This is a genomic window from Micromonospora sp. LH3U1, from assembly GCF_028475105.1.
GTDB lineage: Bacteria > Actinomycetota > Actinomycetes > Mycobacteriales > Micromonosporaceae > Micromonospora.
This window is the reverse complement of sequence record NZ_CP116936.1, coordinates 6993104-7018805: the sequence shown is the minus strand read 5'-3', so window position 1 is coordinate 7018805 and position 25702 is coordinate 6993104. Positions and strand designations below refer to the sequence as shown.

Here is a 25702-nt window from a genome sequence, read left to right as displayed (position 1 = left end):
CTCCGTTTTCCGGAACTCGGGGTGTTACCGCTACCGGGACACCCCGCTATCAGCGAACCCGAGTCGATTGTGACGATCGACAGGGCTCGCCTAGCCGACGGGGCCGATCTCCCTCGCGAACGTGACGAAGCCCGCCCAGGCCGCCGGCCCGAAAGTCAGCGTGCCGCCGTCCCGGTCCTTCGTGTCGCGGACGAGCACGACACCCGGCAGATTGTCGGCCACCTCGACGCACGCTCCACCGTTCGAGCTGCTGCGGGTGCTCTTGCGCCAACGGGCGCCGCTCAGGTCATCCATGCTCGCGCTCTCATCAGGTCGATGGTCAGGTCTCGCGGTAGCGCTAACGACCTCACGCTATCCCAGACCGCCCACAACGGAGCAACGTCATTACTGAGGCGCCCCGCCGCCTGGTCGTCGAGATAGCCGACATCGCCGCCGTCGGGTGTGCTGGCGATGACGAACGGCCCGGCCTGGCCGGGGTGGAATCCAGCCGTCAGGGGAAGCACGTGAATCATCACGGCCGGCCGTTCGGCGAGCACCATCAGGTGGTCGAGCTGGTCGGCCATGATGTCGGGTCGTCCCCGGCGCAGCGCGGCCTCGTCGATGACGAAGACGCTCAGCGGTGGACGAGGCCGATCGAACACGGCGGCCTGCCGGCGAAGGCGGGTTTCCACATGTGCCGCCAGGTCGTCGTCGGCCCAGAGCCCGCTGCTCAACACGGCTCGGGCGTACGCCTCGGTCTGTAGGAGGCCGGGAATGACCGCGGACTCGTACCAGCGCAACCCCACCGCCTCGCGCTCGATGTCCGTCCAGGGCCGGAACCACGCTGGCTCGCGCCGCTTGAACAGGTCGGGCCAAAGGTCGCCCTCGTCGCGGCGGAGGATCTCGGCGACCTTTGATCGGTGGCGAGTCTGCGGAATCCGTCCCGGGTTCGCCCACTTGGCCGCCGTCTTCGGATCCACCCCGATCTGAGCTGCGAGACTGTCCGCTGTCAGGCCGGATGCTGACATGGCTTCAGCGACTGCGCGGTTCATCCGAATCCTCTCCGGTACGTCCCAGACGTCCACAAGAGATATTCCTACGCAGTGTATTCGGACCGCAACCCTTGGAAGTGTGCTTCTCAGGCGGCGCGGCCGGCAGGGACTACCCGAGACCCGGCGGTCGCGTTCGTAGCGGGGCCGCCCATGGGCGAGCACTCAGGGGCGGCCCTTCCCAACGACGAGGGGAAACCATGCCGGACAAGCCGAAGCCCACGGACCCGCCACCGACGCGACCCGCGTCGCGCTGGACCGCGCCAACGGCGGCGAGATGATCGGGACGATGAAAGCCGGAGACCTCATTCGCCTGACTCGCGCCGCGAGCCCGCAGTTCGTCCAACCCATCACGGTCCGGATCATCCGCGAACTCACCGACCGCCACACCTACCACGGCTGGACCTGGATTGAGGCGTACGAGTTGGGAACGGACGGCAGTGCGCGGGCCAAGCGGGAACTGTTCGTGCTCCGCGAGGGGGTCGACCTGTTGTCATCCGGACGGCCCGAGACAGCTTGCCCCACCACCCGACCGCAGGGCGGACGTGTCCCAGTGCGGGCCGGATAGATGACCCGCCGCACGGAGCACGCCGTCATGAAGCCGGCCTGGCGATGCCGAACCTGCGGGATCGCGTGGCCATGCTCCGCCGCGAAACTGCGCCTGCTCGGCGAGTACCGCGCCCACCGCGACGAGCTGTTCGAGCACCTCAAGGCACTGCAAGCCGAGGCGACCGAACAACTCACTGAGCTGAACAGCGGCACGCCTCCGGGCAGCCTGACCGAACGATTCACCGGCTGGGTCCAGGCTCGATAGCCCCGCCGATTCCCGCCCCGGCGCTGATCCCTCGTCCCCCGAGGTCGATCGCCCGGGGCGGGTTCCCTCGGCGGGCCTCCGTCGAAGGATGTACGCGATTCTCCTGATCGCGGCCGACTCGGCGGGGCAGACGTCGCCGGACACTGGTTGAGTGTCCGTTCTTCGTACTGGTACGACATGACCCTCGAGTTGCTGCTGTCGCTGGCCGGGCTGGCGTTGATCGACAGCACCAGCATCGGCACCCTCTTCATCCCGGTCTGGTTGCTGCTCGCCCCCGGGCCGGTCAACGTCCGGCGGATCCTGGGCTACCTCGCCACCATCGCGGTGTTCTACCTCGCGGTGGGGCTGTTGCTGGTCTGGGGCGGCAGCACGCTGGGCGACGCGCTGGGTGGCGCCCTGGACAACCGGGGCGTCCTCTGGGCGCAACTCGTCCTGGGCGTGGGAATGCTGGCGCTCAGCTTCCGCTACGACGGCAAACGACGCCCCCGCAGCGGTGGCGTGTTGCGCTGGCGGGACCGGGCTACCGCCGGCGACTCCTCGGCCCGTTGGTTGGTGGGGCTCGCGCTGCTCGCCGCACTGGCCGAGGTGGCGACCATGCTCCCGTACCTCGGTGCGGTGGGTCTGTTGGCCACCTCAGACGTGGGAGCGGCGGGCGTGGTGGGGCTGCTCGCCGGATACTGCCTGGTCATGGTGCTGCCGGCGGTGTTGTTGCTGGGCGCCAGGGTGGCCCGACCGACATTGGTCGAGCCGGTGCTGGCCCGCCTGAACACCTGGATCGTCACGAAGGCGGGCAGCGCGTTGGGCTGGATCCTCGGCATCGCCGGTTTCCTGATCGCCCGCGACGCCGCCGCACGGCTGGCCCTGTTCGACCTGATCGACCGGATCGGTCGCTGACGGGCCGCTGCGCGTCAGGCTGGCTGCTCCACCGTGATCCGGTGCGGCCCGGTGTAGACGTTCATGGTTCGGCCGCGCAGGAAGCCGACAAGCGTCATCCCCGCCTCCTCGGCCAACTCGGCGGCGAGGGTGCTGGGCGCGGACACCGCGGCCAGCAGCGGCAACCCGGCCATCCACGCCTTCTGGGTCAGCTCGAAGCTGGCCCGGCCGGAGACCAGCAGCAGGTGCCCGGCGAGCGGCAGCCGGCGTTCCCGTACCGCCCGGCCGATCACCTTGTCCACGGCATTGTGCCGGCCCACGTCCTCCCGGAGCACCACCAGCTCACCGTCCGGGGTGAACAGCCCTGCCGCGTGGAGTCCGCCGGTCCGATCGAAGCCACGCTGGGCGGCGCGCAGCCGATCGGGCAACTCGGTGAGGAGCGCGGCCGGCACGCTGAGCGGATCCGCCGAGACCGGGAAGAGCGACCGGGTGCGGATCGCGTCGATGCTGGCCTTGCCGCAGACCCCGCAGGAACTGGTCGTGTAGAAGTTCCGGGACGGGTCGGTGGTCGGTTCCGGCACGCCAGGGGCGAGCACCACGTCCACCACGTTGTACGTGTTCGGCGTCTCCGCGCCGGCGCAGAGCTGCGCGGTCAGCACGTCGTCGGTCGACCGGATCAGCCCCTCCGTCAGCAGGAACCCGATGGCCAGGTCCAGGTCGTCGCCGGGGGTGCGCATGGTGACGGCGAGGGGCCTTCGCCGGCCGGGGCCGGCCGCGCCGACCCGGATCTCCAGCGGTTCCTCCACCGCGAGGGTGTCCGGTCGGCGGACGGACCCGCGCCCGGCGTCCGCAGCGTCCAGGTCGATCCGGAGTACGCCCCGTCGATCAGTTGCCCGTCCCATCCCGCCATCCTCCACCCCGCCCCGGCACGCTCGCACGGCCACCGGGCATCGGGCACCCGGCAGCGACCGCCAACCGAGCGTCGACACGGCTACGGTGGCCGGGTGGGGACGTACGCCGCCGTGGTGCTCGCGGGTGGGGCCGCCCGACGGATGGGCGGGGTCGACAAGCCCGCGCTCCCGGTCGGCGGCCGACCGATGCGCGACCGTGTGCTGGCAGCCGTCACCGATGCCGCGCCACGGGTTCTGGTCGGTCCGGCCGACGCCGTTCCGGAGGGCGTGCGGGTCACCCGCGAGGATCCGCCCGGCGGGGGCCCGGTTGCGCGGCGGCGGCCGGCCTGGCGCTGCTCGATCCCGACACGACACTTGTCGCGCTGCTCGCCGCCGACCTGCCACTGCTCACCCGTGCCGCGATCGGTGACCTGCTGAACCACCTGACCTCGGGCGACGGCACCGCCCGGAGCGGCACCAGCCTCGCCGGGTCGCAGAGGCGGCCCGACGGAGCTTGCTTCGTGGACGGGGACGGACGGCGGCAGTCGCTCTGTGGTGTCTGGCGGGTGGCCGCGCTGCGGGCCGGGCTGGACCGGCTGACGGTCGAGCGGGGTGGGAGCCTGGCCGGAGCCCCGGTCCGGGCGCTGCTGGCCGGTCTCGTCGTGCGGGAGGTGCCCTGGTCCGGCGAGGGCCCGCCGCCCTGGTTCGACTGCGACACTGACGAGGACGTACGCCGGGCGGAGGAGTGGGCGCGATGACGGTGCTGGACGACTGGGTCACTGCGGTGTGCGCCGAGCTGGATCTGGACCCGGCCGGGGTGCCCGTGCCGGCGGTGCTGGATCTGGCCCGCGACGTCGCCCACCAGGTGCTGCGGCCGGGTGCGCCGGTCACCGCGTACCTGCTTGGGCTGGCGGTTGGCCGGGGTGCGGACCCGGTGGACGCCGCGGCCCGACTCAGCGCCCTGGCGGGGACCTGGCCGGTCGAGCTGGGCGCCGACCCCGCGGACCCGACGGCCCCCTGACCGCCGTTGTCCGATCCCGGTCCGGGCTGATTCGGCTTTCGGGTGGCGTGGGTAGGGTGATCGTGACGGACGGAGGCGATCATGACGGCTGACCACCCCTCGGCGCCGCACGGTGAGCTGCCCGGCGCTACGACTGGGCCGACGGAATCGATCCTGCTCGACGAGCCCAGCACCACTGACCTGCGGGCGAAGGTGACCGAGGCGTGGCGGGAGTTCGCCCGCGCGCTCGCCGTACGGCTGGGAGAGCTTCCCGTCGGCGCGCACCTCGACGTGACCCTGGACCCCACCGCCTCCGGCACCGGCGACGCCGTCTATTCGATCAGCGTCGACGTGGACGGCGATGGCGTGCTGTCCGCCCGAGCAGTCGGAAACGCCGCCCTGCCGGCGGGCTACCGGCTGGACCGCGGCGCGGTGGCGGACATGATCGCGCTCGGCTGGTCTCCGCCCGGGGTGGTCGCCGGCTCCGGCGGTTCCTTCGGGATGGACGGTACGACGACCGAGTCGACCCGGATCGCCGCGCTGCTCTCGCGGACGCTGCGTGACGTCTACGGCGCCCCGCACCCGGCCTTCCTCGTCTACCTGGTGCACGACACCGAGGGCGAACCGCTGGCCGTGGACCCGCTGGGCACCGCGCGCAGCGAGTTCGGTCCGGACGCCGACGTCGAGGCCGACCTGGAGGAGGCGCTGGCCGAGGCGGCCGCCGCGCAGGTCGAGCGGGACGACGTGCTCGACCTGGCGGATCGGGTCCGCACCGTGGTCTCCACGATGCTCAAGTCGGACACCGACCGGTTGCAGATCGACTCGGACGGTGACATCAACATCCGGGCGGGTTCGGCGATGGTCTTCGTCCGGGTGCGGGACAACCCGCCCCTGGTGGACGTCTTCTCCCCGGTGCTCACCGAGGTGGAGCCGACCGAGCGGCTCTACGTCAAGCTTTCCGAGCTGACGAACCGGATGCCGATCGGCCGCCTCTACTGCGCCGACGACACGGTCTGGGCGTCCATCCCGGTCTTCGGCCGCAACTTCCAGGCCACCCACCTGATGCTGGCGGTGCAGGTGATGACCGGTCTCGCCGACGAGTTGGACGACCGTCTGCACGGCGAGTTCGGCGGCAAGCGGTTCTTCGGCGAGGGCGACAAGCCGGTTCTGCGCGACGAGTCGCAGCACCGCACCGGCATGTACCTCTGAGACCCGATCAGGAGACGTCCAGCAGGGTCTTGCCGACCGTTGCGCGCGCCTCGATGGCGGCGTGCGCGTCGGCGGCGCGTTCCAGCGGGAAGCGCTGACCGATGAGCGGTCGCAGGCGGCCGGCCGCCGCGTCCGCCAGGGCCTGGTGGGTGTACGCCCGCAGTTGCTCGGGTGGCACGTCCGGCCGGACCAGGGTGACCTGCCGTGCGGTGGCGGCCTCTGCCGAGACCGGGGACCACTCCCCGCTCGCCAATCCGTAGCTGACCATGCGGCCGCCCGGGTCCAGCAGGTCGAAGGCCGCCCGGGCCACCGCCCCGCCGACCCCGTCGAGCACCACGTCGACGCCGCCCACCGCGTCCCGGATCCGGTCCGCCCAGCCCGGCTCGCGGTAGTCGACCGCCAGCTCGGCCCCCAGCCCGGGCAGCAGGTCCACCTTGCGCTGCCCTCCGGCGACGCCGACCACCCGTGCGCCGGCCCGCGCGGCGAGCTGCACCAGCAGACTGCCCACTCCGCCCGCGGCGGCCTCCACCAGCACCCGGTCACCGGGGCGTACGCCGACAGCGTCGACCAGCATGGTCGCGGTACGCCCGTCGGCCAGCAGCGCCACGGCCGCGTCCACGGCCAACCCGGCTGGCACCTCGATCGGCGCGGAAGCGTCCACCGCTGCGCGTTCGGCGTATCCGCCGGAGCCGCCGGTGGCGCTGACCACTCTCCGCCCGATCAGCGCCAGGTCGACGTCCGGCCCGACGGCGGCGATCACCCCGCCGACGCCGTTGCCGGGGATCAGCGGTGGGGTGACGCGGAACGGGCCAGGGCGACCCGAGCGCAGCTGCGTCTCGACGAAGGTGATGTTCGCGTGCGCGACGTCGATCAGCACCTGGCCGGGACCGGGCGTGGGGTCGGGTGCGGTGCCGGGCACCAGCACCTCGGGCCCGCCGAACTCACGTAGCCAGACTGCCCGCATGGAATCCCCCTCGGCTGCGGTGGGCGCGCGCCCACACTCCTGGCCAGTCCATCTCCTCAACCGGGGTTGAGGTCAAGGGGTGCGGGGGGACGGGCCGACGCCGGGGGATTCGACCAGCCGGGAGAGCACGATGGTGCTGCGGGTGGAGGTCACGAAGGACTCGGCGCGCAGCCGTTCCAGCGCCGCCTCCAGATGGGCGATGTCGGCGGCGCGCAGGTGCACCAGCGCGTCCGCCTCCCCGGAGACGGTGTACGCGCCGACCACCTCCGGGTGTCGGCGGGAGGCCACGCCGATCTGCGCCGGGGTGGTCCGGCCGGCGCAGAACAGCTCGACGAATGCCTCGGTGGTCCAGCCGACGGCGGCCGGATCCACCACCGCCGTGAATCCCCTGATCACGCCGGTGGCGCGCAATCGGTCGACGCGACGCTTGACCGCTGGGGCGGAGAGTGACACCCGAGTGCCGATGTCGGCGTACGACGCGCGGGCGTCTGCAACGAGTAACGCAATGATCCGCTGGTCTACCGCGTCTATCTGCAACGTTCCGCCTCTGGGAAGCAACGGTTGTGGCTGTTACCAAAGTTCTACGGTACCTACTCTTGGTGACCGTGAACCAGCAGCGACTGCCGCGAAAGCGGACATATCTCATGTGCTCGCCGGAGCATTTCGCGGTCGAGTACGCGATCAACCCGTGGATGGACGTGACCACCCCGGTCGACCGGGACCTGGCCGTCAAGCAGTGGGACCGGCTGCGCGAGACGCTGGTCGGCCTCGGCCACGAGGTGCACCTGCTCACCCCCGAGCAGGGCCTGCCCGACATGGTCTACGCCGCCAACGGTGCCTTCATGGTGGACGGCAGCGTGTACGGCGCTCGGTTCAAGCACGAGCAGCGGGCCGCTGAGGCCGGCGTCCACCACGCGTTCTACGAGTCGCAGGGCTGGCGGTTCATCGCACCGAGCGAGACCAACGAGGGCGAGGGTGACTTCGCGTACGTGCCGGAGGCGCACGGCGGACTCATCCTGGCCGGGCACGGCTTCCGCACCGAGATCCCGGCGCACGCCGAGGCGCAGGAGGCGTTGGGCCGGCCGGTGGTGTCGCTGCGCCTGATCGACCCCCGCTTCTACCACCTGGACGTGGCGCTCGCGGCCATCGACGACTCGAACGTCGTCTACTTCCCGGGCGCGTTCTCCGCGGCCAGCCAGCGGGTGCTGACCCAACTCTTTCCGGACGCGGTGATCGCCGACGACGAGGACGCGATGGCTTTCGGGCTCAACCTGGTCAGCGACGGCGCGAATGTGGTGCTCAACAGCGAGGCCACCCGCCTGGCCGGAAAGCTCAAGGCCGCCGGTTACACCCCGGTACCCGTCGAACTGGCCGAGCTGAAGAAGGGCGGCGGCAGTGTGAAGTGCTGCATCGCCGAGTTGCGGCACTGACCCGCGCCTGTTTCGGGGCCGGCCTCCCAATGGGAGACCGGCCCCGAACCGTGCTGCGGGTGGGCGTTCAGCCCAGCGTGGCCAGCTCGTTGATCAGCACGTTCGACATGACCTGACCGTCGCGCTGCACCTCCCGCAGATACCACTTCTGCTGCGGGGTGCGCGGCTGGTTGAACTGCCAGATGCCGCGCGGGCTGTCGATCTGGCCGATCTTGCCCAGCGCCAGGTTGACCTGCTGCGGGGTGGGCGAGCCGCCGGTCAGCTGGATCGCCTGGTCGAGCACCTGCGCCGCGTCGTACGACGCCATCGCGTACGTGGTGGGCGTGACCTGGTATTTCTTGCGGTAGGCCGAGGCGAAGACCCGGTTGGACGTGTTGTTCAGGTCGGCCGAGTAGTTCAGCGCGGTCTGGATGCCCAGCGCGTTTTCCTTCAGGTTGTCCAGCACGCTGCCCTCGGTGAGGAAGCCGGGCGCGTAGATCGGCCCGGAGAACTCCTCGCGCAGCTGCTTGATGAACTCCACCGCGGCCGCCCCGGCGAAGAAGCAGAAGACCGCCGTGGGCCTCTTGGCCAGTGCCTTGCTGATGTCCGCGGAGTATGTCGTCTTGCCGGGGTTGGGGGTGGGGTTGGTGTAGGTCACCGGGTCGCCGATACGCGAGTCGGTGGTGCCGAACTCCTGCCGGAAGCCTCGCACCACGTCCGGGCTGCCGACGTTCTCCGGCATGATGATTGCGACGCGGCCGTTGGGCGGCAGTTGGTCGCGCAGGTAGCGGCCCAGCGCCCGGCCGGCCTCGTCCAGCACGTACGACGTCCGCCAGATGTAGAAGACGCTCTGCAGGCTGCTCGGTGAGGCGTTGGAGCCGATGAGCGGGACCCGGGCCTGCTCCACGGTGTCCCGGATGCCGACCATCACCGCCGAGTTGACCACCCCGGTGAGTGCCAGCACGCCCTGCTTGAGCAGGCCCTCGACGGCGGCCTTGCCCGTCTTCGCGGTGTCACCCTCGTCGGCGGTCAGCAGTTCCACCGGGTGGCCACCCAGCCGCTGGTCGTGCATGTCGAGGAAGAGTTGGAAGCCGTTGGTGATGTCGTCGCCGATGCTCTTGACACCGCCGCCCTGCGGCGTGATCAGCCCGATCTTGATCGGGCTGCGGTTCGCGTTCGGCTCGGCCTCGGTGTCGGAGCCACATCCGGCGGCGAGCCCGGTGGTACCGAGCGCGGCCAACAGTTGGAGCGCCCGCCTGCGATTCATCTGCGACACCGAGTTCCTTCCAAGGAGCGTTGCAGGGCAGAACACCGCCCCTCCGGCGTTCTACCTGGTCCGCGACGCTGCGTCAATGGCTAATGATCATCGTGCATGGACCGCAACACATCAAGAACCCGAGGCCACGCGGGAGACTTCGGGTCGATAAGCCCGAAATGCTCGCACCCGGGCAGCTCAACAAGGGAAATATCGGATCCCGCGTCACGGGCCTCTGTGACGAAGTCCCGGCTCATCTCCGCCGGAACCTGCTGATCCTCTGAGCCATGAATGACTACTGTCCGTGTCCGAATGGGCACCAACAATCGTGGATCAACTGCCGCGTACCGGTCCGGAAACTCTGCCGGGCCGCCGCCGAGCAACGCGGCCACCGCGCCCGAGTCCAGATTCCGCCGGTACGCCTCGCCCAGGTCGGCCACCGGGGCCAGCGCGAGCACCCCGCCCACCGTCGCCGGGGCGGCGGCTGCCGCGTACAGCGCCAGGTGGCCGCCGGCGGAGTGCCCGATCAGAATCGGCGCGGCCAGGGTCACCCGGCCGGGCATCGCCTCGGCGGCCAGCACGGGCAGCTCGGCCACCCCGGTCAGCACGTCGGTCAACGTACCCGGCCAACCACCCCCTGGCTGCCCGGTCCGCCGGTATTCCAGCTGCGCCACCGGATAGCCGCAGGCGGCGAGGGCCGCAGCCAGCGGGCCGGTGTGCCGCCGGTCGTACTCGGCCCGCCAGAAACCGCCGTGCAACACGACGACCAGCGGCCGCGCCGGGCCGGTTCCCGCCGGGCGCCGCAGGTCGGCCACCTGATCCGGGTGGTCGCCGTACGCCACGGTCCCGTCGGGCTCCGGTGCGGGCCGGGTCAGCACGGCGCGCGGGTCGGCAGGCATGGCCCGACGGTAGCGCGCCCCGCCCGGGTGGTTCGGCCCCGGTAGTAGGTCCCGAGCGGCATGGGTCGAGCCCACTGGGTAAAGATGGACCCCATGACCGACGCGCGCTCAGCTGGACAGGACGAAGAGGCCGGCACCGACGACTCCGGCCACTCCGGCACGGTTGTGGTGGTCGGCCCGGACGGCCGGCCGATCGGCACGATGCAGACAGACGAGGGCCAGGGCGAGGACCCGACCCGCCTGGTCGAACAGCCGGCCAAGGTGATGCGGATCGGCAGCATGATCAAGCAGTTGTTGGAGGAGGTGAAGGCCGCCCCCCTCGACGACGCCAGCCGTAACCGGATGCGAGAGATCCACGAGCGATCGATCGTCGAGCTCAAGGAGGGCCTCGCCCCCGAGCTGCGCGACGAGCTGGAGCGCATCTCGCTGCCCTTCGCCGAGGACAAGGCCCCCAGCGAGGGCGAGCTGCGGATCGCGCACGCCCAGCTCGTCGGGTGGCTGGAGGGCCTGTTCCACGGCATCCAGGCGGCCCTGGTGGCCCAGCAGATGGCCGCCCGGGTTCAGTTGGAGCAGATGCGCGGCGGCCGGCAGGCGCTGCCCAGCGGTCCCGGCGGGGTGGTCCCCGGGATGCCGGGCATCGGCCAGCCGGGCGGCGGTGAGGGCCACAACACCGGCCAGTACCTCTGACCGACCGGTCACGGCCCGCTCAGCCCACCCCGAAGACCTTTTCCAGGTACGCCGCCACGCCGTCCTCGGAGTTCGCCGTCGTCACCTCGTCGGCGACCGCCAGGACGGCGGGGTGCGCGTTGGCAACGGCCACGCCCCGCCCGGCCCAGCTCAGCATCGGCACGTCGTTGGGCATGTCGCCGAAGGCCAGCACGTCCGTCGCGCTCACCCCGATCCGGTCGCAGTACCAGTCCAGGCCGGCCGCCTTGGTCACCCCGGCTGCGGAGATCTCCACCAGGCCCGAGGATGACGAGTGGGTGGCCTCGGCCAGCCCCGCCACCGCTGCGGCGATCAGCTCGACGAAGGCATCCGGGTCCTGCTCGCCGGCCCGGGCGAGCAGCTTCACCGCCGGCACCGAGAGCAACTCCTCCGGTGTCTCGATCGGCCGGATGCCGTCCGGGTCGACGTCCCAGCGCAGCGGGTAGTGCGCCTCGTGCCGCATCTCCCGACTGTTCAGGATCTCCACGGCGAAGCTGATGTCGGGCACCTCGGCGCGCAGCCTCCGAGCCACCTCGGCCAGGTGCTGCGGCGCGAGCGGATCGGCCCGCAGCACCTCGTCGTTGAACGGGTCGTAGACCACGGCGCCGTTGGCGCAGACAGCCGGCAGCGGCTCGGCCAGTTGGTCGTACACCATCTTGAGCCAGCGGACCGGACGGCCGGTGACCAGAACGACCGGCGTGCCTCGCGCGGAGATCCGCGCGAGCACGTCGGCGGTGCGCGGGCTGACCGTGTGGTCGTCGCGGATCAGAGTGCCGTCGATGTCGGTGGCGATGAGCCGGGGTATCTCTCCCATCACCGGGACAGTAGCCGGTCCAGATACACCGCCACGCCGTCGTCGTCGTTGCGCAGGGTCACCTCGTCGGCGGCGGCCCGGACGTCGGGGTGGGCGTTGGACACCGCCACCCGCGACCAGCCGGCCCACTCGAACATCGGTAGGTCGTTGGGCATGTCACCGAAGACCAGCACGTCGGCCGGGTCGACCCCGAGGGTCTGCGCCACCACGGTCAGCCCGCTCGCCTTGTCCACACCGGGCGGGCAGATCTCGATGAAGCCGAGCCCCGCCTGGGTGAGTGTGGCGACCTGCGGCGGGACGATCCGGCGGGCCACCGCCAACAGTTCGTCCACGTGGTGGTCGGCGGTCCGGGCGAACGCCTTGATCACGTCGCAGGAGAGGCACTCCGTGCGGCTCCGTGCCTCGAACCGATCCTGGTAGGGCCAGCTCTCGTGGTAGTCGCCCCAGAGCGGCGCGTCGTGCTCGTCGGACGCCTCGACCATCACGGTCAGCGGGCCGACCTCGGCCTCCAGGTCGGCGAGCAGTCGAGCCAGCACCTCGGCGGGCAGCCGCTCGTCGCGGAGCACCAGCGGGCCGGTCGGGTCGCTCTGGTCGACCACCCGTCCGCCGCCCGCCATCACCAGGAAGTCGGCGGCGCGGATGTCGTTACGGGTCAACTCGGTCAGCCGAGGCCCGCGACCGGTCGCGCCGACCACCGGAATTCCGGCGGCCCGCACCCGGTCGAGCACCCCATGGGTGTACGCGGAGACGGTGTCATCGCTGCGCACCAGCGTGCCGTCGAGGTCGGTCGCGATCAGCTTGGGTAGTCCCGGGCGAGTCATCGTTCCTCCTTCGCCCGCCGCGCGTCGCAGCCTGCCGTGCGGTCGGAAAAGCCGAGACCCGGCGCAACAGCGGGCAGCAACCGTACCTCGCGGAACGGGTCGCATCCATGGCTTCCAGGCGAATCAGACACCAACACGCGCCCCCAGGCTCCCCCGCGCGATCTTGCACTCGCGGTCGCTGTGCTGCGTGGAATGCACCTTATGTCGGGGCAGGAAGTGCAAGATCGGCGCGGCGAGCGGGCGTGCAGCTCAGGAAGGGTTTTCGGGGCGGGCGAACGGGGCGGCCGGGGTGACGGTCAGGTCGGCCGGCGCGGGCAGGCCGTCCTCCTGAACCGGGTCGCGGTCTCGGCGGCGGCGCCAGCCTGCGCGGGTCGCTGGCGCATCCCGCAGCTGGTCGTCCTCCGGGGACCCGGCCGGCGTGCCGGGCAGTGCGGCTGGAGCCAGTCGCAGAGCCGCGCCGAGCAGCACGCAGGCGGCGAACGCCATCACCATGCCGCGTCCGTATTCGGCCCGGAAGCCGTCCTGAGGCGAGTAGAAGAAGTTGCGCTGACCGGGATCGTTGAGGGTGGCCGTGGCGGCGATCAGCAGCGCCAACAGGGCGCCGGCCAGGGTGAGACCGGCCAGCCGGGCGTTCGGCCGCACGGCCGCCGTGCCCCGCAGGGCCAGCACCACGGCGCAGACGAGGCCGAGAAGCCCAACCAGGTAACCAACCCCGAAGCCGCCGACCTCGGACACCCCGGCGGGCACCTCGATCGTGGTGTCCCCCTCGGGCCCGCCGTTCGGCAGGCTCATCACCAGCCACTCACCGATCATCGAGGCGACCCCGGCCACCGCGCCCAGACCGGCGAGCAGCAGGGGGAGTCGAGGATCTTGCGTGAGGCCGGTCAGGGACCAACCGAACCGGCGCCGCGGGCTCGGGTCGACAGCACCCCACTCGATCACGGCGGGACCCTCGGAACGGTCGCCCTGCCGTGGGATCGGAAGCTCCTCGGACATCGGCCATCCCTCCGCCGGTCACGGACCTGGGTCGAATCATGGCACAGCCTGCCGGCGGTGACCGGGATCGCAGGGCGGGCGTCGTGCCGGTCGGTCGCTCGGCGGTCACCTTTCCGATAGCGTTCTCCTCATGCCTATCCGTACCGCTTCAGCACAATGGCAGGGCAATCTCACCGAGGGCGCCGGCACCGTTCGCACCGGGAAGGGTGGCCTGTCGGGCAACTACTCCTTCAAGTCGCGCTTCGAGGAGGGCGAGGGCACCAACCCCGAGGAGCTGATCGCCGCCGCGCACGCTGGCTGCTTCTCGATGGCGTTCTCGAAGGCGCTCGCCGACGCTGGCTCGACGGCCACCTCGGTCGAGACCACCGCCAAGGTCCACCTGGACAAGACCGACGCCGGGATGACCGTGACCCGGATCGACCTGGAGACCGTCGGCCAGGTCCCGGGCATCGACGACGCGGAGTTCCAGAAGCTCGCCGAGGCCGCCAAGGCCAACTGCCCGATCTCCCGGCTGCTCTCGCCGGGCGCCGAGATCACTCTCAACGCCCGTCTGGCTGCCTGAGCCGGTCGACCCACACCCGCTCGTTCACGGTCAGAGTCTCCGCCCGTCCCTGGGCGGTCACTCTCGCCGTGGACCTGCGGGTCCGGTCAGCGGCACATCGTGACCGGGCCGGCCGGACCCGGCATCGGGCAGAATGGGTGAGGTGCCGGTGGAGATGACCCGCGAGCGCTTCGAGGAACTTGTCGCCGATGCTCTCGACGAGGTGCCCGAGGAACTGCTGGGCCTGATGAGCAACGTGGTGATCCTCGTCGAGGACGACCCGCCGCAGGGCGAGCCCGATCTGCTCGGCCTCTACGAGGGCCACGCGCTCACCGATCGCGGCTGGGACTACTCCGGCGTACTGCCGGACCGGATCTTCATCTACCGACGTCCGATCCTGCGGATCTGCGACAACGACGACGATGTCGTCGATGAGGTGGCGGTGACCGTGGTGCACGAGATCGCCCACCACTTCGGCATCGACGACGCGCGACTGCACGCGCTGGGCTGGGGCTGACCGGCCGGCTCACCGCCTGCCGCGCCACGCCGCTCGGCCGATGGCCCTTGGTTGCCCTGGTCGCCTACCTTCGGTGCAGCTACCGCGACCCTTTCAGGAGGCACTTTCATGCGCAGCGAGCTGTTCTCCGCGGAAAATCTGGAGAAGGAGTCCGCGCAGCCCGGCATGCGGCTGCAAAACTCCAAGATGTTGAAGATCGAGCTCAACGGTGAGGCGATGGCCCGGGTCGGGTCGATGGTCGCCTACCAGGGAAACGTGCAGTTCCAGGCCCTGGGCTCGGGCGGGCTCGGCAAGTTTCTCAAGCAGAAGCTCACCGGCGAGGGCGTTCCGCTGATGAAGGTCTCCGGCCAGGGTGACGTCTTCCTCGCCGAGCTGGCCAAGGACGTGCACATCATCGACTTGGAGCCGGGCGACGCCCTCTCCATCAACGGCTCCAGCGTGCTCGCCTTCGACTCCACCCTCCAGTACGACATCAGGATGGTCGGCGGCGCCGGGATGGCCTCCTCGTCCGGCCTGTTCAACTGCGTGTTCAGTGGCTACGGGCGGATCGCCATCACCACCAAGGGCACCCCGGTGGTGCTGAACGTGGACGCCCCGACGTACGTCGACCCGCAGGCCGCGGTCTGCTGGTCGGCCAACCTCCAGACCGGCTACCACCGGGCCGAGCAGATGGGCCTCGGCACGCTGCTGGGTCGACGCACCGGTGAGTCGTTCACGATGAGCTTCGCCGGCCAGGGCTTCGTGGTGGTGCAGCCGTCCGAGGAGCCGCCGGTCATGGGCAGCGGCCAGCAGCAGCAGGAGGGCGGTCTGCTCGGCGGTCTGCTGAGCTGATCGCAGCGGTGCGGGCGCTCCCGGACTGTTGGGTTGGTCGGGAGCGGCGCCCGGGGCGCTCCCGATCTTTGGGGGCGCCCCGCCCGGTCAGGTCAACTCACCGGTGCGCAGGCGGGCCAGCCAGGCCGCCGCGTCCGCGTAGTCCCCGTCGGAGAGGCCCGCCGGCGCGGGCACCGGCCGCTCGCCAGCCGCCTCGGCCCATCGGTGCCGGGGGTACGAGCCCAGGAAGCGGACGTCGGCGCAGACCCGGCGAAGCCCCTGCAACGCCTCGCCCAGGCGTACGTCGGCCACGTGCCCGGTGCAGTCCAGGAAGAAGACGTACCGGCCCAACGCCTCACCGGTCGGGCGGGACTCGATCCGGGTCAGGTTGACCCCACGGACGGCCAGCTCCATCAGGACCGACAGCAGTGCGCCGACCCGGTCGTGGGCGATGTAGACCGCGAGTGAGGTGAGGTCGTCGCCGGTCGGGGGCGGTGGCGGCCCGGGGCGGGACACCAACGCGAACCGGGTCACCGCGTCGGGGTGGTCGGCGATCTTGTCGGCGAGTGTCACGAGCCGGTGCCGGGTCGCCCCGATGGGTGCGCAGATCGCCGCGTCGTACTCGCCGGCACCGGCACCGGCGGCGGCCGCGCCGTTGGAGAGCACGTCGACCACCACGGCGTCGGGCAGATGGTCGCGAAGCCAGCCACGGCACTGGGTGGACGCCTGCGGATGGGCCGCCACGGTGCGGATCGCGGTTAGCGAGGTGCCGGGCCGAGCGCCGAGCACGAACTCCACCGGCAGGATCACCTCTCGGGTGATCACCAACGGCTCGCCCTCGGCCATCTCGTCCAGCGTGACGCCCACCGCGCCGCCGATCGAGTTTTCCAGCGGCACCAGCGCGGCGTCGGCGTCCCCGGCCCGGACGTTGTCCAGGGCCTCCCCGACGCTGCGGGCAGGCGTACGGTTGCCGCGCTCGGCGGCGGGGACGGTGCGCAGGGCCTGCTCGGCGAAGGTGCCCTCCGGCCCGAGGTAGACGAAGCGCGTCGGCGGTGTTCCCGGCATGCCGAACAGCCTACGCACCCGGCTGGATGGCCGGACCGGCGTCGCAGGCGAGGGTGCGAATCCCGGCCGGGCCGGTGGCGCGTACCTCGATGGTGCAGACGTCAGTGCCGGCGGTGACCAGCACCGGTGCGGTGGGCTGCCCCCGGGTGACCACCTGGAGTTCCTCATGCCCGGTCACCTCCAGCACGGTGAACTGCCAGTCACCGGCGCAGAGCGGCCCGGTGCGGACCTGGACCCGGACGTTGGCCGGGAGCACTCCTGCCCGGCCGCGCAACAGTTGCACCACGCGCTGCCCGGTCGGCCCGTTCTGACAGGCCGTCGCGACCAGCCCGGCGTCCGGGGTGGGCGTGACCGTACGGATTGGCGGTGCGGTGGCGGGTGCGGTGGCGGGTGGGGTGCTCGGGCCGGGTGTCGTCGGGGTTGCGGTGCGAGTGGGTACGGCTGTCGGCTCCCCCAGCCCGGGTGGGGCGCCACAGCCGGCCAGCGCCACGACGGTGAGCAGCGCGAGCACCACTGGCAGGATCGCGGGTGGGGTGTGGATCGTCGCCCGCGGTGGGGGAGACGCGGGGCGGGGCGGGGTGAACGGCACGGGCCGATCCTCGGGACATCGGAGAATTCTTCGCGGCCGGGGTGGCCGAGCCCATCGTAGGGTGAGCGGCCGGCCGGGTGAAGCTCAGCCGATGACGCGGTGCCCGGCGCGCTGCAGTGCGGCCGTGCCCTCGGTCAGCCGGACGGCCGGCACCAGCAGGTAGTCGGTGTCGAAGGTGGAGAACGTGACCGCGCTGACCCGTGCCTCGGCGAGTGGGTCGACGAGCGCGGCCAGGCTACCGGTGCTGGCCAACTCCGGCGGGGCGGTGACCCGAAGACAGCGCCAGGCGGTCTCCACAACGGCCTGCGCCGGTGCCCGGTCGGTCGGGCAGATCACGGAGATCCCGTCGGAAGTCCAGCTCACCGTGACCACGTCGGTGCCGCGTAGCCCACTCGACAACGCGTGCGGCAGGGTGGCACCGGCGGTCAACCGGCACACAGCGTATTCCCCCGGCAGCAGAGCGATATCGAGCATGAGGGCACCTTACGGCCTCCTGGTGGGGCCGCACCGGCAACGCCGCGTGCGGCGAAGGACACACTCCGCCGCAGGTCAGACCTCGGAGAAGAAGGTGAGCGAGCCGGCGACGGCGCCGTGGGTGAGCAACGGGGTGGAGATCGCGTCGACGGTCGCGTCGGAGCTGCTCGCCGAGGCGGCCTGCACCCGGAGCAGCCCGCGGGCGAGTCGGCCGGAGGAGAGCGCCAGTAGGGGCGGGATCATGTCGATCTCGGCCTCGGTCAGCTCGCCCCGGTTGGCCGTGAAATCGAGTAGGCGCAGCCCGCCGTCGAGCAGCGGTCGCCCGATCAGGCCGTCCGGCTCGCCCAGGCAGAGCAGCGCGCAGCCGGCCGTGGAGATCGCCACCACCCGGGTGGCCGCGTCGATCAGCAGGCACGGCTCGTCGGCCCGGGAGACTGTCGACGACCATTGGCCGACATTGTCGGACTCCGGCTCTGTCGAGGCCCGCGCCGCCGGCACGAACGCTTCCGAGAGCGAAAGTTCGACGTGGGCCACCGCGCCTCCTATGTACTCCGATCGACTGTCCACGCTAGCGGGTCGCCGACGGAATCACCGAGCGCACCGGGTCACCGGGCCGCACAGCCTGAACCGAGGCGGCCGGTGACGGCGCGAAAACCGGTGAGGTGGACGGGGGGACCGGAGCCGCGTGGCGTCGCCGGTGACGTTACCGGTGGTGGGCCGGCTTGTCAGCGGCCGTTCGGCCCTCGTCATACCACCGGTAGTCGGCCGTTGGACGGTAAGTGCCGTTCAGCCAGGTGCCGGGGTGCTGTGCGACCCGGGAAAGCTTCTCGGCGGTGGCGGGGCTGATCCGGCTGCCACCGGCCACGAGGAGCCGGTCCAGCTCCCGGTGAGTGGCCATCAGGCAGTCCTTGGGAAGGCCGTAGACACTGATCACGCCGGAGCCGACGAAGGTCAGCACCGGCGTCACCGGAACGGGCAGCCCCACCGCGTCGGACAGGGCCTTGCTGGCCCGCCTGGCGTCCCGGCGGGACTCGGCCACGTACGGCGGTCGCTTGCCGTTGATCTGCACGACGTCCCCGGCGACGAGCACCCTGGCCCGGCCGTGGTCGGCGATGGTCACGGCGAAGAGGCCACTGGGCCCGATGGCGAGGAACCCTGCGCGCTCGTCCTGACCTCGGTCGAGGACGTCGGCCACGTCGGTACGTGGCCACTCGATGACGTGCCAGGAAGGCCCGAGGTGGTCGAGTTGACCCAGTGCCCGCGCCCCGGCCGCCTCCAGGCGACGCGCACCCCGCTCGGCCCGACGGCGGCGGGCCCATTCGAGAGGTGTCGGACGGATCGGTTCGAGAACCCCCGGCGACTCGACGCGGGGGTGTGGCACCGCGACGGGCGGCAGTGCCCGAGCGGACGGTACGGCTCGTCGTGCGGGAAAGACAGTCATCGCGACCTCCGGCAAAAGGTCCCTCGAAGTTATGTCCTCACTACCCTACGTTGCCACTACCCGTGTTCGGCAAGCCGGAACGCCGGAGTGACTGTGGATGAATGCCATATTCATCCACAGTTCTTTTCTCGGATACCGCCAAACCCTGCCCTACGCTGCGGGAGTGACCCACTACGTCGACAGTGAAGTCGGCCGGCTCGGCACCGTACTGCTGCACCGGCCCGGCCCGGAACTGGCCCGGCTCACCCCTCGCAACAACGACTCGCTCCTGTTCGACGCGATCCCCTGGGTCGGGCGGGCACAGGAGGAGCACGACGCGTTCGCCGCCGCCCTGCGCGAGCGCGGGGTCGAGGTCCTCTACCTGGCGGCCCTGCTGACCGAGACGCTGGCCGTCGCGGAGGCCCGTGCCGAACTCACCGAGCAGGTGCTGCGCTCCCGGCGACTCGGTGACACCCTGCGGGCCCGCGTCGCCGACCACCTCTCCTACCTGGACCCGGCGGCCCTGGCCGACGTACTCACCGCCGGGCTGGCCCACGAGGAACTGCGGATCAGTTCAGAGCGGCCGGGTGGGCTGGTCTACACGCTGATGGACCGACACGACTTCGTCATCGATCCGTTGCCCAACCTGCTGTTCACCCGCGACTCTTCGCTGTGGATCGGCGATCGGGTCGGTGTCACCAGCCTGGCCATGCCGGCCCGCCGCCGCGAGACCACCCTGACCGACGCCATCTACCGCCACCACCCGCGCTTCGCCGGCACCGAGTTCGTCTACCGCCCGAACCTTGAGCACCTGGAGGGTGGGGACGTGCTGCTGCTCGCACCCGGGGTGCTGGCGGTCGGGGTCGGCGAGCGGACAACGCCAGCCGGAGCCGAACGCCTCGGCCGGCAGGTCTTCGCCGCCGGCCTGGCCCACACCATCCTGGTGGTGCCGATCGCCCAGAAGCGCGCCACCATGCACCTCGACACCGTCTGCACGATGGTCGACGTGGACGCCGTACTGATGTATCCCAACATCGCGAGCACGCTGTCCGCGTACACCGTGATCGCGGGCTCGGACGGTGAGGACCCGAGGGTGGACGGGCCCGCGCCGTTCCTGCGGGCCGCCGCCGACGCGATGGACCTCGACCTGCTCCGGGTCATCGACACCGGGCTGGACCCGGTCACCGCGGAACGGGAGCAGTGGGACGACGGCAACAACACCCTCGCTCTGGCGCCCCGGCTCTGCGTCGGCTACGAGCGCAACACCGAGACCAACGCCCAGCTGGAGCGGGCGGGCATCGAGGTGATCCCGATCGCTGGCTCCGAGCTGGGCTCCGGCCGGGGCGGGCCGCGGTGCATGTCCTGCCCGATCACCCGCGACCCGCTCACAAGGACGGGCCCCTCACTGACGCCTACCGCATGAACGTCAGCGGAGGGTGAGCTGGCGGCCGAGCAGGCCCTGTCGGGCGCGCCGGCCGGCGGCGTCGAGCGGGTCGGTGGCGGTGAGCGCCTCGGCGTACCGCTTGGCGAACTGCGCCACCGGCTCCTCCCACTCGGTCGCCGGAGTCTTCTCGGGCAGGTCCCAGACCGGCACCAGTCGACCGTGCGCCCGGAACATGCCGGCGAACTTGGTCTGCTCGCCCAGTGGCAGCGTGCCGGCCGCGCCGAGGCGGGCCAACGCGTCCAGGGCGGCGTCCTCGTCGTCCGGCAGCACCCAGCGCACGTGTGACTTCTCCGGGACCTGGCACCAGTACGCGGCCTTCGCCGCGGTCAGCCGCACCGTCGGGTAGATGGCCGCGTTCGCCCGCTCCAGCGACGCCTGGACGGTCGGATCGTCGGCGGCCCCGGGATCGAGCCAGAAATCGAAACCGTCGTGCATGGTGATGTCGAGCGGCCCGTCCACGAGGATGTCCTGTAGGCGGGGGCCGGGGCCGGGCAGCGGCGGCACAGTCACCTGGCCACCCGGCTCGGCCCGCAGCGCGCAGAGCAGTGCCTCGGCCAGATCCCGGGAGACGTCACCGGACTGCTGATGGCGCTGAAGGCCGATCAGCACCCGGCCGTCCGGCTTGGTGATCGCCGGGGCGGCCATCGGCAGCACCGTGGCGAGCGTCGCCGACCGGTCGCCGAACTCCTCGACCAGGGCGGGTGCCAGCCGCAGCGGCGCGGAGGCGGCGGGGACCAATTCGCGCAACGCGATCCACTCGGGCTCGTCGACCAGCCCCTCGAACGGACGCGGCACGAAGACGTCCCGCACCTTTTCTCGGCGGGGGGCGGTGTCGGCGGCGGTGCGCTGGCTCTTTCGACGCTTGCTCACGGCGTCACAGCCTAGAGCCCCGACCGGCTCGCCGTGGGCGGGACCCGCCCGAGCCGCGCTCAGCCCGCCGACACCAGGTCGGGTCGGGGTGTCGGCGTCGGGTCGAACTCCGCCCAGACGCGCTGGCCCATGCCGTCCCGCTCGACGCCCCAGCGGGTGGCCAGACCGGCCACGATGTGCAGCCCTCGCCCGTCCGCCGCGTCGGGTCTGGCCGTCCGGAGCCGTGGCCCGGTGCTCGCGCCCCCGTCGGTGACGCGCAGCTGGATCAGGGCGCCGTCGGCCGAGGGCCGCAACCGCCAGGCCACCCGGATCACCCCGCCGGGCAGAGGTCTGGCGTGCCGCACCGCGTTGCCCACCAGCTCCGCGAGCACCGCGATCAGATCCGCGAGGAGCATCGGGGGTACGACGTCCGCCAGCTCACCGGCGAGGCGGTGCCGGGCCAGCCGTGCTCCGCCCGGGTGGTGGGGGACCACCACGCACCACGCCCGGTCCCTCGCTGCCGCTGCCACCGTCGCCTCCACGTCGCGCCACCTCGGTCAACCGCGCGGTAGCCGCACCTCTGCGACCGTACCGCCGCCGCTCCTCGGACGTAGGGATACCCATCCATTCTGCTGTTCAACGATTCGGCGGACGAGATAGAGGCCGAGCCCCGCCCCGGGGTAGCCGCGCCGGTCGCCCGACTCGCCCTGCCAGAACCGGTCGAACGCCCGCTCCACGTGCTCGGGTCGGATGCCGATGCCCCGGTCGCTGACCCGGAACGCCACCAGGTGACCGTCGACCGAGGCGCTGATCTCGATCGGGGAATCCGGTGCCGAGTATTTGCCGGCATTGGTCGTCAACTCGGTCAGCACAGTGGTCAGGCTGGGCCGATGGCCGAGCGCCTTGGGCAGGTCGGTCGGGAGGAGGAGCACCAGCCGGCGACGCAACTCCGCCGGCAGGTCCGCGACGGCGGAGCGCAGCGCCTCGCCGAGGTCGAACGGGGTGGGCGGGTCGTCCCCGGGCCCCGCCTCAGCTGCCGAGCTGAGGAGGCGGTCGACCAACCGGGCCAACTCGTTGGCGCGTTGCCCGATCACCCGGGCAGCCTGCCGTCGGTCGAGGTCGGTCAGCGACTCCCAGTGGTCGGTGAGGGTGTCCGCGTACCCCTTGATCACGGTGACCGGGGTGCGCAGCTCGTGGCTGGTCACCGCGACGAACAGCTCCCGGTCGTGGTCGCGGCGCTGCTGGTCGGTGATGTCGCGGAAGGTGACCACGCGCAACGTGCCCGGGCCGGGCAACTCACCGGAGGTGATCCGCAGCCAACGGCCGTCCGGCATCCGGTGGTCCCGAACCTGACCGGAGGGCGGCAGGGGGAACGGCAGCGGGCGGCTCAGCGCCTGCTCGACCGGTCGGCCGGTGACCTGGGCGGCGGCTGGGTTCCAGAGTCGGACGTGCCCGTCCCGGTCGACGACGGCCAGCCCGTCGGAGAGCGCTGCCACCACCGGGCCGTCGCCGTGTACCGGAAGGCCGCTCTGGTCGCCGTACATGTGCGCGACGCAGGACGCGAGGTAGGCGACCACCCCCTGCTGCTCGACACCCGGCTCGTCCACGCCCGGATAGAGCGCGTGCAGGCTGCCGACGGTGTGGCCGCCGATCTCGGCCCGGGAGACCGCCATCCATCCCAGGCCGCTGCCGGCCAGCTCGGCGGCCAGTTTGCCGTTGAGGTGGCCCACCCGAGCCTTGCGCACCCGTGGCCCGGAGAGCAGGCAGACGGTGTCCGGGTCGTCGGCTGCCAGCGGGCGGCCGAGGGCCCATTCCGCCGCGCCGGTCGCGGCGATCACGCGACCGCCGGTCGGACCGAACTCGACGAACGCCATACCGGTCGCGCCGAGTGCCGGCTGGGCCACCCGGAGCAGCTGGGTGAGGACCGGCAGGCCCGCGTCCCCAGAGTTGATCATCTCGATCACGACGGTGTGGCCGGTGATGAGAGCGGGGAAATCAATACGCTCCGGCATGTGCCGAGTCTGCCCCGCCGACCCGGATTTGGGCACCCCCGCCCGGTCAACGGCCCAGCCGGGCGAGGGCGTACGCCGGCCGATCGGTGATGATCCCGTCGACCCCGGCGGAGAGCACCAGCTCCAGGTCGGTCGGCTCGTTGACCGTCCAGACGTACACCTGGTTGCCACCCGCACGCAGTGCGGGCAGCAACTGCGGGCGGGCCCGGACCAGGCCGATGCCCGGCGCGGCGACACGGGCGCCGAACGGCAGTCGACCCAACCGCAGCCAGCGCGGCAACACCTCCAGCAACAGCACCGTGGGCAGCGTCGGAGCGAGCTCGCGTACCCGGCGGACGGCCAGCGGGGAGAACGACATGACAGTGACCTGCACCGGGTCGTCCGGCGCCGGGTCGGCCAGCCCGTACCGGCGCAGCATGCTGACCAGTCGTCGTTCCACGTTGGAGCCGTAGCGGGACGGGTGCTTCGTCTCCACCAGCAGCCGGACCGGCCGGCCGGCGGCGAGCACCGCGTCCAGCAACCGGGCCAGGGTCAGCAGCCGGGTGTGCGACTCGTCCGGCGGTAGGTCCCCGTTCGGCGCGCTGCCCGGATGCCACGAGCCGTAGTCCAGCGCGTCCAGTTCGGCGAGCGTGCGCGCGCTGACCAGACCGCGCCCGTTGCTGGTGCGGTCGAGCCGTCGATCGTGCACGCAGACCAGGTGCCCGTCCCGGGTCAGCCGGACGTCGCACTCCAGGCCGTCGGCACCCTCGTCGAGAGCGCGCAGGTACGCGGCGAGGGTGTGCTCGGGAAGGTCGTACGAGGCTCCGCGGTGCGCGAAGACAAGTGGGCCACCCATTCCGGCCGCCTCAGATGACCTGGCCGGGCTGCCCGTTCGCGTCGACCACCGGGCGGCCGACCGCGGCCCACTGGCGCATCCCGCCGTCGGCGTTACGCACCTGCTCCCAGCCGTTGTTGACCAGGTAGGCGACGACCTGGGCGGAACGCCCGCCGGAGCGACAGACGACCGCCACGTCCCGGTCGGTCGGCACCTCCGCCATTCGGGCCGGCAGCTCCATCATCGGCAGGTGGTGGGCGGTGGGGGCATGACCGGCCGCCCACTCGTCGTCCTCCCGCACATCCAGCAGGTACGTCTCGTCGGCGATTTCGGTCACGGGCACGGTGGGAACCTGGGGTCCGAACACAGGAAGCAACACTAGATCCTCGTCGACCGGTTCGGCACCGACCTGGCCGTCAGCACCGTCACAACCGGGTCACCCAGCGGGGGTTTGCCTGCGCCCAGGCCGGCACCTGTGTGCCGCGAACCGCCTCGAAGAGTCCGTTGCCCCCGTTGTCCAGCACCACGTACGAGACCTCGTCGATGGTCTGCGGCGCGGACGGCACCTGGACGCCGCGCATCCCGTCGGGCGGCAGCGCGCGGAGCGCGAGGAGCAGGTCCTCCAGGGGTACGCCGTTGGTGTCGACGGTCAACGAGCCGCCGACCGCCCGGAGCACCTGGTCCAGCTTGACCGGGTTGCTGCGTAGGTTCGCCTTGCCGGCGCTGTCCAGCATCGCCCGGAGCAACTGTTGCTGGTGGTGTTGCCGGTCGTAGTCACCGCCGGGCAGGTCGTAGCGCTGTCGGACGTAGTCCAGCGCCTGCGGCCCGTCCATCTTCTGGCAGCCGGTGGGAAAGACCCGGTTGGTGTGGATCGAGCGGACCTCGGTGTCCACGCACATGTCCACCCCGCCGAGCAGGTCGATGACCTTCCGGAAACCGGAGAAGTCGATCAACGCGGCACCGTCGAACTGGATTCCGGTGAGTCGGTTCAGGGTGGCGGAGAGCAGTTGGGCGCCGGCCTGACCGCCGCCGCCGTGCTCGTACGCGGCATTGATCTTGTCCTGGCCGCCACCGAAACCGTTCGCGGGCGGGATGGCGACCAGCAGATCACGCGGGATGGAGATCAGGTAGGCCTCCCGCTGCCCGGCAGGCACGTGCACGATGAGGATGGTGTCCGAGCGTTGGTCCGGTCCGCTGTCGCCGGGTCGCCGATCGGAGCCGACCAGAAGGTAGTTGAGGGGCCCGTCCAGGTCGGTACGGTCGGTACGGGCGTCGGGGTCGAGCAGTTGCTCCTTGGTCACCGTGCGGTCGTACCGGTGGCTGAGCGTCTTGAGCCCGGCCACGGCGAGCCCGGCCAGCAGGACGAGGGCCAGGCCGATGCCGAGCATGATCCGCGACCCACGGGCACGGCCTGATCGGGCGGACGGGGCTGTTCCGGCCCGGCCTGCCGCGTTCCGTCCCCACCTGGACGTGACCGCCTCCCCGCAGCC

The 25702-nt window shown here is 71.4% G+C and carries 32 protein-coding genes and 1 pseudogene; 12 read left to right on the top strand and 21 right to left on the bottom strand.

Features of this window, described 5'->3' with window-relative positions; genetic code table 11:
- Positions 1–90: 90 nt before the first annotated feature.
- Together PCA76_RS32295 and PCA76_RS32290 are read right to left on the bottom strand one after the other, a co-directional pair.
- Entirely contained in the window at positions 91–285 is a 195-nt protein-coding gene (locus PCA76_RS32295) for a DUF397 domain-containing protein (protein WP_272619796.1), read from the bottom strand.
- On the bottom strand, positions 282–1031 hold the full coding sequence (locus tag PCA76_RS32290; RefSeq protein ID WP_272614297.1) for a DUF5753 domain-containing protein: 750 nt from the start codon (positions 1029–1031) through the stop codon (positions 282–284). The genes PCA76_RS32295 and PCA76_RS32290 overlap by 4 nt, the downstream gene beginning before the upstream one ends.
- Positions 1032–1317: 286 nt before the next feature.
- On the opposite strand from PCA76_RS32290, the gene PCA76_RS32285 reads away from it, so the two are divergent.
- The 3 genes from PCA76_RS32285 (at position 1318) to PCA76_RS32275 (ending at position 2736) form a co-directional block, all read left to right on the top strand.
- Complete coding sequence (locus PCA76_RS32285; protein ID WP_272614295.1) at positions 1318–1596, top strand: hypothetical protein; 279 nt, start codon at positions 1318–1320, stop codon at positions 1594–1596.
- Positions 1597–1842, top strand: coding sequence for a flavin reductase (locus tag PCA76_RS32280; protein ID WP_272614294.1), 246 nt, complete (start codon positions 1597–1599; stop codon positions 1840–1842). It abuts the gene before it with no gap.
- Between the two features lie 177 nt (positions 1843–2019).
- On the top strand, positions 2020–2736 hold the full coding sequence (locus PCA76_RS32275; RefSeq protein ID WP_272614293.1) for a GAP family protein: 717 nt from the start codon (positions 2020–2022) through the stop codon (positions 2734–2736).
- A 14-nt stretch (positions 2737–2750) separates the two neighbouring features.
- On the opposite strand, the gene fdhD is transcribed toward PCA76_RS32275, so the two are convergent.
- Complete coding sequence (gene fdhD, locus PCA76_RS32270) at positions 2751–3617, bottom strand: formate dehydrogenase accessory sulfurtransferase FdhD (RefSeq protein ID WP_272614292.1); 867 nt, start codon at positions 3615–3617, stop codon at positions 2751–2753.
- 102 nt (positions 3618–3719) lie between these two features.
- Between fdhD and mobA the strand changes: the two are divergent.
- From mobA to PCA76_RS32255, 3 genes and pseudogenes are all read left to right on the top strand, one after another.
- Positions 3720–4363, top strand: a pseudogene (gene mobA, locus PCA76_RS32265) (molybdenum cofactor guanylyltransferase).
- Complete coding sequence (locus PCA76_RS32260; RefSeq protein WP_272614291.1) at positions 4360–4626, top strand: DUF6457 domain-containing protein; 267 nt, start codon at positions 4360–4362, stop codon at positions 4624–4626. The pseudogene mobA and the gene PCA76_RS32260 overlap by 4 nt, the downstream one beginning before the upstream one ends.
- An 81-nt stretch (positions 4627–4707) precedes the next feature.
- Positions 4708–5814 (top strand): T3SS (YopN, CesT) and YbjN peptide-binding chaperone 1, encoded by a 1107-nt coding sequence (locus PCA76_RS32255; protein ID WP_272614290.1) that lies wholly within the window; start codon positions 4708–4710, stop codon positions 5812–5814.
- A 7-nt stretch (positions 5815–5821) separates the two neighbouring features.
- Here PCA76_RS32255 and PCA76_RS32250 read toward each other — a convergent pair whose 3' ends face one another.
- Together PCA76_RS32250 and PCA76_RS32245 are read right to left on the bottom strand one after the other, a co-directional pair.
- Positions 5822–6778: a zinc-binding dehydrogenase gene (locus PCA76_RS32250; RefSeq protein WP_272614289.1), complete on the bottom strand. Its 957-nt coding sequence runs from the start codon at positions 6776–6778 to the stop codon at positions 5822–5824.
- Between the two features lie 72 nt (positions 6779–6850).
- Positions 6851–7315 carry an Lrp/AsnC family transcriptional regulator gene (locus tag PCA76_RS32245; protein WP_272614288.1) on the bottom strand — a complete coding sequence of 155 codons (465 nt, stop codon included), beginning with the start codon at positions 7313–7315 and terminating at the stop codon, positions 6851–6853.
- Positions 7316–7374: 59 nt separating this feature from the next.
- On the opposite strand from PCA76_RS32245, the gene ddaH reads away from it, so the two are divergent.
- Positions 7375–8208: a dimethylargininase gene (gene ddaH, locus PCA76_RS32240; protein WP_336298036.1), complete on the top strand. Its 834-nt coding sequence runs from the start codon at positions 7375–7377 to the stop codon at positions 8206–8208.
- Positions 8209–8275: 67 nt separating this feature from the next.
- Here the strand turns inward: ddaH and PCA76_RS32235 are convergent, their stop codons facing one another.
- Entirely contained in the window at positions 8276–9463 is a 1188-nt protein-coding gene (locus PCA76_RS32235) for an ABC transporter substrate-binding protein (RefSeq protein ID WP_272614287.1), read from the bottom strand.
- 80 nt (positions 9464–9543) lie between these two features.
- Entirely contained in the window at positions 9544–10341 is a 798-nt protein-coding gene (locus PCA76_RS32230) for an alpha/beta hydrolase family protein (protein WP_272614286.1), read from the bottom strand.
- Positions 10342–10425: 84 nt separating this feature from the next.
- On the opposite strand from PCA76_RS32230, the gene PCA76_RS32225 reads away from it, so the two are divergent.
- Entirely contained in the window at positions 10426–11028 is a 603-nt protein-coding gene (locus tag PCA76_RS32225) for a bacterial proteasome activator family protein (protein ID WP_272614285.1), read from the top strand.
- A gap of 19 nt (positions 11029–11047) precedes the next feature.
- Here the strand turns inward: PCA76_RS32225 and PCA76_RS32220 are convergent, their stop codons facing one another.
- The 3 genes from PCA76_RS32220 to PCA76_RS32210 form a co-directional block, all read right to left on the bottom strand.
- On the bottom strand, positions 11048–11860 hold the full coding sequence (locus tag PCA76_RS32220) for an HAD family hydrolase (RefSeq protein ID WP_272614283.1): 813 nt from the start codon (positions 11858–11860) through the stop codon (positions 11048–11050).
- Positions 11860–12681, bottom strand: a complete 822-nt coding sequence (locus PCA76_RS32215) for an HAD family hydrolase (protein WP_272614281.1) — start codon at positions 12679–12681, stop codon at positions 11860–11862. Before PCA76_RS32215 ends, PCA76_RS32220 begins: the two co-directional genes overlap by 1 nt.
- Positions 12682–12930: 249 nt before the next feature.
- Positions 12931–13677 carry a hypothetical protein gene (locus PCA76_RS32210; protein WP_272614280.1) on the bottom strand — a complete coding sequence of 249 codons (747 nt, stop codon included), beginning with the start codon at positions 13675–13677 and terminating at the stop codon, positions 12931–12933.
- Between the two features lie 130 nt (positions 13678–13807).
- Here PCA76_RS32210 and PCA76_RS32205 point away from each other — a divergent pair, with 130 nt between their 5' ends.
- The 3 genes from PCA76_RS32205 to PCA76_RS32195 all read left to right on the top strand — a co-directional run bounded on the left by PCA76_RS32205 (position 13808) and on the right by PCA76_RS32195 (position 15566).
- Entirely contained in the window at positions 13808–14239 is a 432-nt protein-coding gene (locus PCA76_RS32205; RefSeq protein ID WP_112583873.1) for an OsmC family protein, read from the top strand.
- Between the two features lie 148 nt (positions 14240–14387).
- Positions 14388–14735, top strand: a complete 348-nt coding sequence (locus PCA76_RS32200; protein WP_272619792.1) for a metallopeptidase family protein — start codon at positions 14388–14390, stop codon at positions 14733–14735.
- Positions 14736–14843: 108 nt separating this feature from the next.
- A complete protein-coding gene (locus tag PCA76_RS32195; RefSeq protein WP_272614276.1) occupies positions 14844–15566 on the top strand; it encodes an AIM24 family protein in 723 nt (240 codons plus the stop codon).
- An 87-nt stretch (positions 15567–15653) separates the two neighbouring features.
- On the opposite strand, the gene pheA is transcribed toward PCA76_RS32195, so the two are convergent.
- The 5 genes from pheA to PCA76_RS32170 form a co-directional block, all read right to left on the bottom strand.
- Complete coding sequence (gene pheA / locus PCA76_RS32190) at positions 15654–16610, bottom strand: prephenate dehydratase (protein ID WP_272614275.1); 957 nt, start codon at positions 16608–16610, stop codon at positions 15654–15656.
- Positions 16611–16620: 10 nt separating this feature from the next.
- The gene (locus PCA76_RS32185; protein ID WP_272614274.1) at positions 16621–17199 is read right to left on the bottom strand and encodes a hypothetical protein; all 579 of its coding nucleotides are present in this window, start codon (positions 17197–17199) and stop codon (positions 16621–16623) included.
- 84 nt (positions 17200–17283) lie between these two features.
- A complete protein-coding gene (locus PCA76_RS32180) occupies positions 17284–17673 on the bottom strand; it encodes an ACT domain-containing protein (RefSeq protein ID WP_272614273.1) in 390 nt (129 codons plus the stop codon).
- A gap of 75 nt (positions 17674–17748) precedes the next feature.
- Complete coding sequence (locus PCA76_RS32175) at positions 17749–18207, bottom strand: hypothetical protein (protein WP_272614272.1); 459 nt, start codon at positions 18205–18207, stop codon at positions 17749–17751.
- Positions 18208–18376: 169 nt separating this feature from the next.
- Entirely contained in the window at positions 18377–19114 is a 738-nt protein-coding gene (locus tag PCA76_RS32170; RefSeq protein ID WP_272614271.1) for a hypothetical protein, read from the bottom strand.
- A 163-nt stretch (positions 19115–19277) separates the two neighbouring features.
- Here PCA76_RS32170 and PCA76_RS32165 point away from each other — a divergent pair, with 163 nt between their 5' ends.
- Positions 19278–20516 carry an arginine deiminase gene (locus PCA76_RS32165; protein WP_272614270.1) on the top strand — a complete coding sequence of 413 codons (1239 nt, stop codon included), beginning with the start codon at positions 19278–19280 and terminating at the stop codon, positions 20514–20516.
- Positions 20517–20519: 3 nt separating this feature from the next.
- On the opposite strand, the gene PCA76_RS32160 is transcribed toward PCA76_RS32165, so the two are convergent.
- From PCA76_RS32160 to PCA76_RS32135, 6 genes are read right to left on the bottom strand one after another with little or no spacing between them, the layout of a single operon-like run.
- A complete protein-coding gene (locus PCA76_RS32160) occupies positions 20520–21407 on the bottom strand; it encodes a DUF5926 family protein (protein WP_272614269.1) in 888 nt (295 codons plus the stop codon).
- Between the two features lie 59 nt (positions 21408–21466).
- Positions 21467–21883: an ATP-binding protein gene (locus PCA76_RS32155; RefSeq protein ID WP_272619790.1), complete on the bottom strand. Its 417-nt coding sequence runs from the start codon at positions 21881–21883 to the stop codon at positions 21467–21469.
- Positions 21884–21943: 60 nt separating this feature from the next.
- Positions 21944–23398 (bottom strand): sensor histidine kinase, encoded by a 1455-nt coding sequence (locus PCA76_RS32150; RefSeq protein WP_272614268.1) that lies wholly within the window; start codon positions 23396–23398, stop codon positions 21944–21946.
- A 46-nt stretch (positions 23399–23444) separates the two neighbouring features.
- Entirely contained in the window at positions 23445–24233 is a 789-nt protein-coding gene (locus PCA76_RS32145; protein WP_272614267.1) for a glycerophosphodiester phosphodiesterase, read from the bottom strand.
- 10 nt (positions 24234–24243) lie between these two features.
- Positions 24244–24579: a rhodanese-like domain-containing protein gene (locus PCA76_RS32140; RefSeq protein WP_272614266.1), complete on the bottom strand. Its 336-nt coding sequence runs from the start codon at positions 24577–24579 to the stop codon at positions 24244–24246.
- A gap of 58 nt (positions 24580–24637) precedes the next feature.
- A complete protein-coding gene (locus PCA76_RS32135; RefSeq protein ID WP_272614264.1) occupies positions 24638–25600 on the bottom strand; it encodes an LCP family protein in 963 nt (320 codons plus the stop codon).
- Positions 25601–25702: the final 102 nt, after the last annotated feature.

What these genes read in the sequence shown, in the direction of transcription:
- PCA76_RS32210 (WP_272614280.1), bottom strand. Translation starts at nt 13,677, where the DNA reads ATGTCCGAGGAGCTTCCGATCCCACGGCAGGGCGACCGTTCCGAGGGT.
- PCA76_RS32225 (WP_272614285.1), top strand. Translation starts at nt 10,426, where the DNA reads ATGGACCCCATGACCGACGCGCGCTCAGCTGGACAGGACGAAGAGGCC.
- PCA76_RS32250 (WP_272614289.1), bottom strand. Translation starts at nt 6,778, where the DNA reads ATGCGGGCAGTCTGGCTACGTGAGTTCGGCGGGCCCGAGGTGCTGGTG.
- PCA76_RS32285 (WP_272614295.1), top strand. Translation starts at nt 1,318, where the DNA reads ATGAAAGCCGGAGACCTCATTCGCCTGACTCGCGCCGCGAGCCCGCAG.
- PCA76_RS32215 (WP_272614281.1), bottom strand. Translation starts at nt 12,681, where the DNA reads ATGACTCGCCCGGGACTACCCAAGCTGATCGCGACCGACCTCGACGGC.
- PCA76_RS32275 (WP_272614293.1), top strand. Translation starts at nt 2,020, where the DNA reads ATGACCCTCGAGTTGCTGCTGTCGCTGGCCGGGCTGGCGTTGATCGAC.
- PCA76_RS32150 (WP_272614268.1), bottom strand. Translation starts at nt 23,398, where the DNA reads ATGCCGGAGCGTATTGATTTCCCCGCTCTCATCACCGGCCACACCGTC.
- pheA (WP_272614275.1), bottom strand. Translation starts at nt 16,610, where the DNA reads ATGCCGGGAACACCGCCGACGCGCTTCGTCTACCTCGGGCCGGAGGGC.
- PCA76_RS32230 (WP_272614286.1), bottom strand. Translation starts at nt 10,341, where the DNA reads ATGCCTGCCGACCCGCGCGCCGTGCTGACCCGGCCCGCACCGGAGCCC.
- fdhD (WP_272614292.1), bottom strand. Translation starts at nt 3,617, where the DNA reads ATGGGACGGGCAACTGATCGACGGGGCGTACTCCGGATCGACCTGGAC.
- PCA76_RS32205 (WP_112583873.1), top strand. Translation starts at nt 13,808, where the DNA reads ATGCCTATCCGTACCGCTTCAGCACAATGGCAGGGCAATCTCACCGAG.
- PCA76_RS32255 (WP_272614290.1), top strand. Translation starts at nt 4,708, where the DNA reads ATGACGGCTGACCACCCCTCGGCGCCGCACGGTGAGCTGCCCGGCGCT.
- PCA76_RS32195 (WP_272614276.1), top strand. Translation starts at nt 14,844, where the DNA reads ATGCGCAGCGAGCTGTTCTCCGCGGAAAATCTGGAGAAGGAGTCCGCG.
- PCA76_RS32220 (WP_272614283.1), bottom strand. Translation starts at nt 11,860, where the DNA reads ATGGGAGAGATACCCCGGCTCATCGCCACCGACATCGACGGCACTCTG.
- PCA76_RS32180 (WP_272614273.1), bottom strand. Translation starts at nt 17,673, where the DNA reads ATGCTCGATATCGCTCTGCTGCCGGGGGAATACGCTGTGTGCCGGTTG.
- PCA76_RS32260 (WP_272614291.1), top strand. Translation starts at nt 4,360, where the DNA reads ATGACGGTGCTGGACGACTGGGTCACTGCGGTGTGCGCCGAGCTGGAT.
- PCA76_RS32280 (WP_272614294.1), top strand. Translation starts at nt 1,597, where the DNA reads ATGACCCGCCGCACGGAGCACGCCGTCATGAAGCCGGCCTGGCGATGC.
- PCA76_RS32135 (WP_272614264.1), bottom strand. Translation starts at nt 25,600, where the DNA reads ATGCTCGGCATCGGCCTGGCCCTCGTCCTGCTGGCCGGGCTCGCCGTG.
- PCA76_RS32170 (WP_272614271.1), bottom strand. Translation starts at nt 19,114, where the DNA reads ATGACTGTCTTTCCCGCACGACGAGCCGTACCGTCCGCTCGGGCACTG.
- PCA76_RS32145 (WP_272614267.1), bottom strand. Translation starts at nt 24,233, where the DNA reads ATGGGTGGCCCACTTGTCTTCGCGCACCGCGGAGCCTCGTACGACCTT.
- PCA76_RS32290 (WP_272614297.1), bottom strand. Translation starts at nt 1,031, where the DNA reads ATGAACCGCGCAGTCGCTGAAGCCATGTCAGCATCCGGCCTGACAGCG.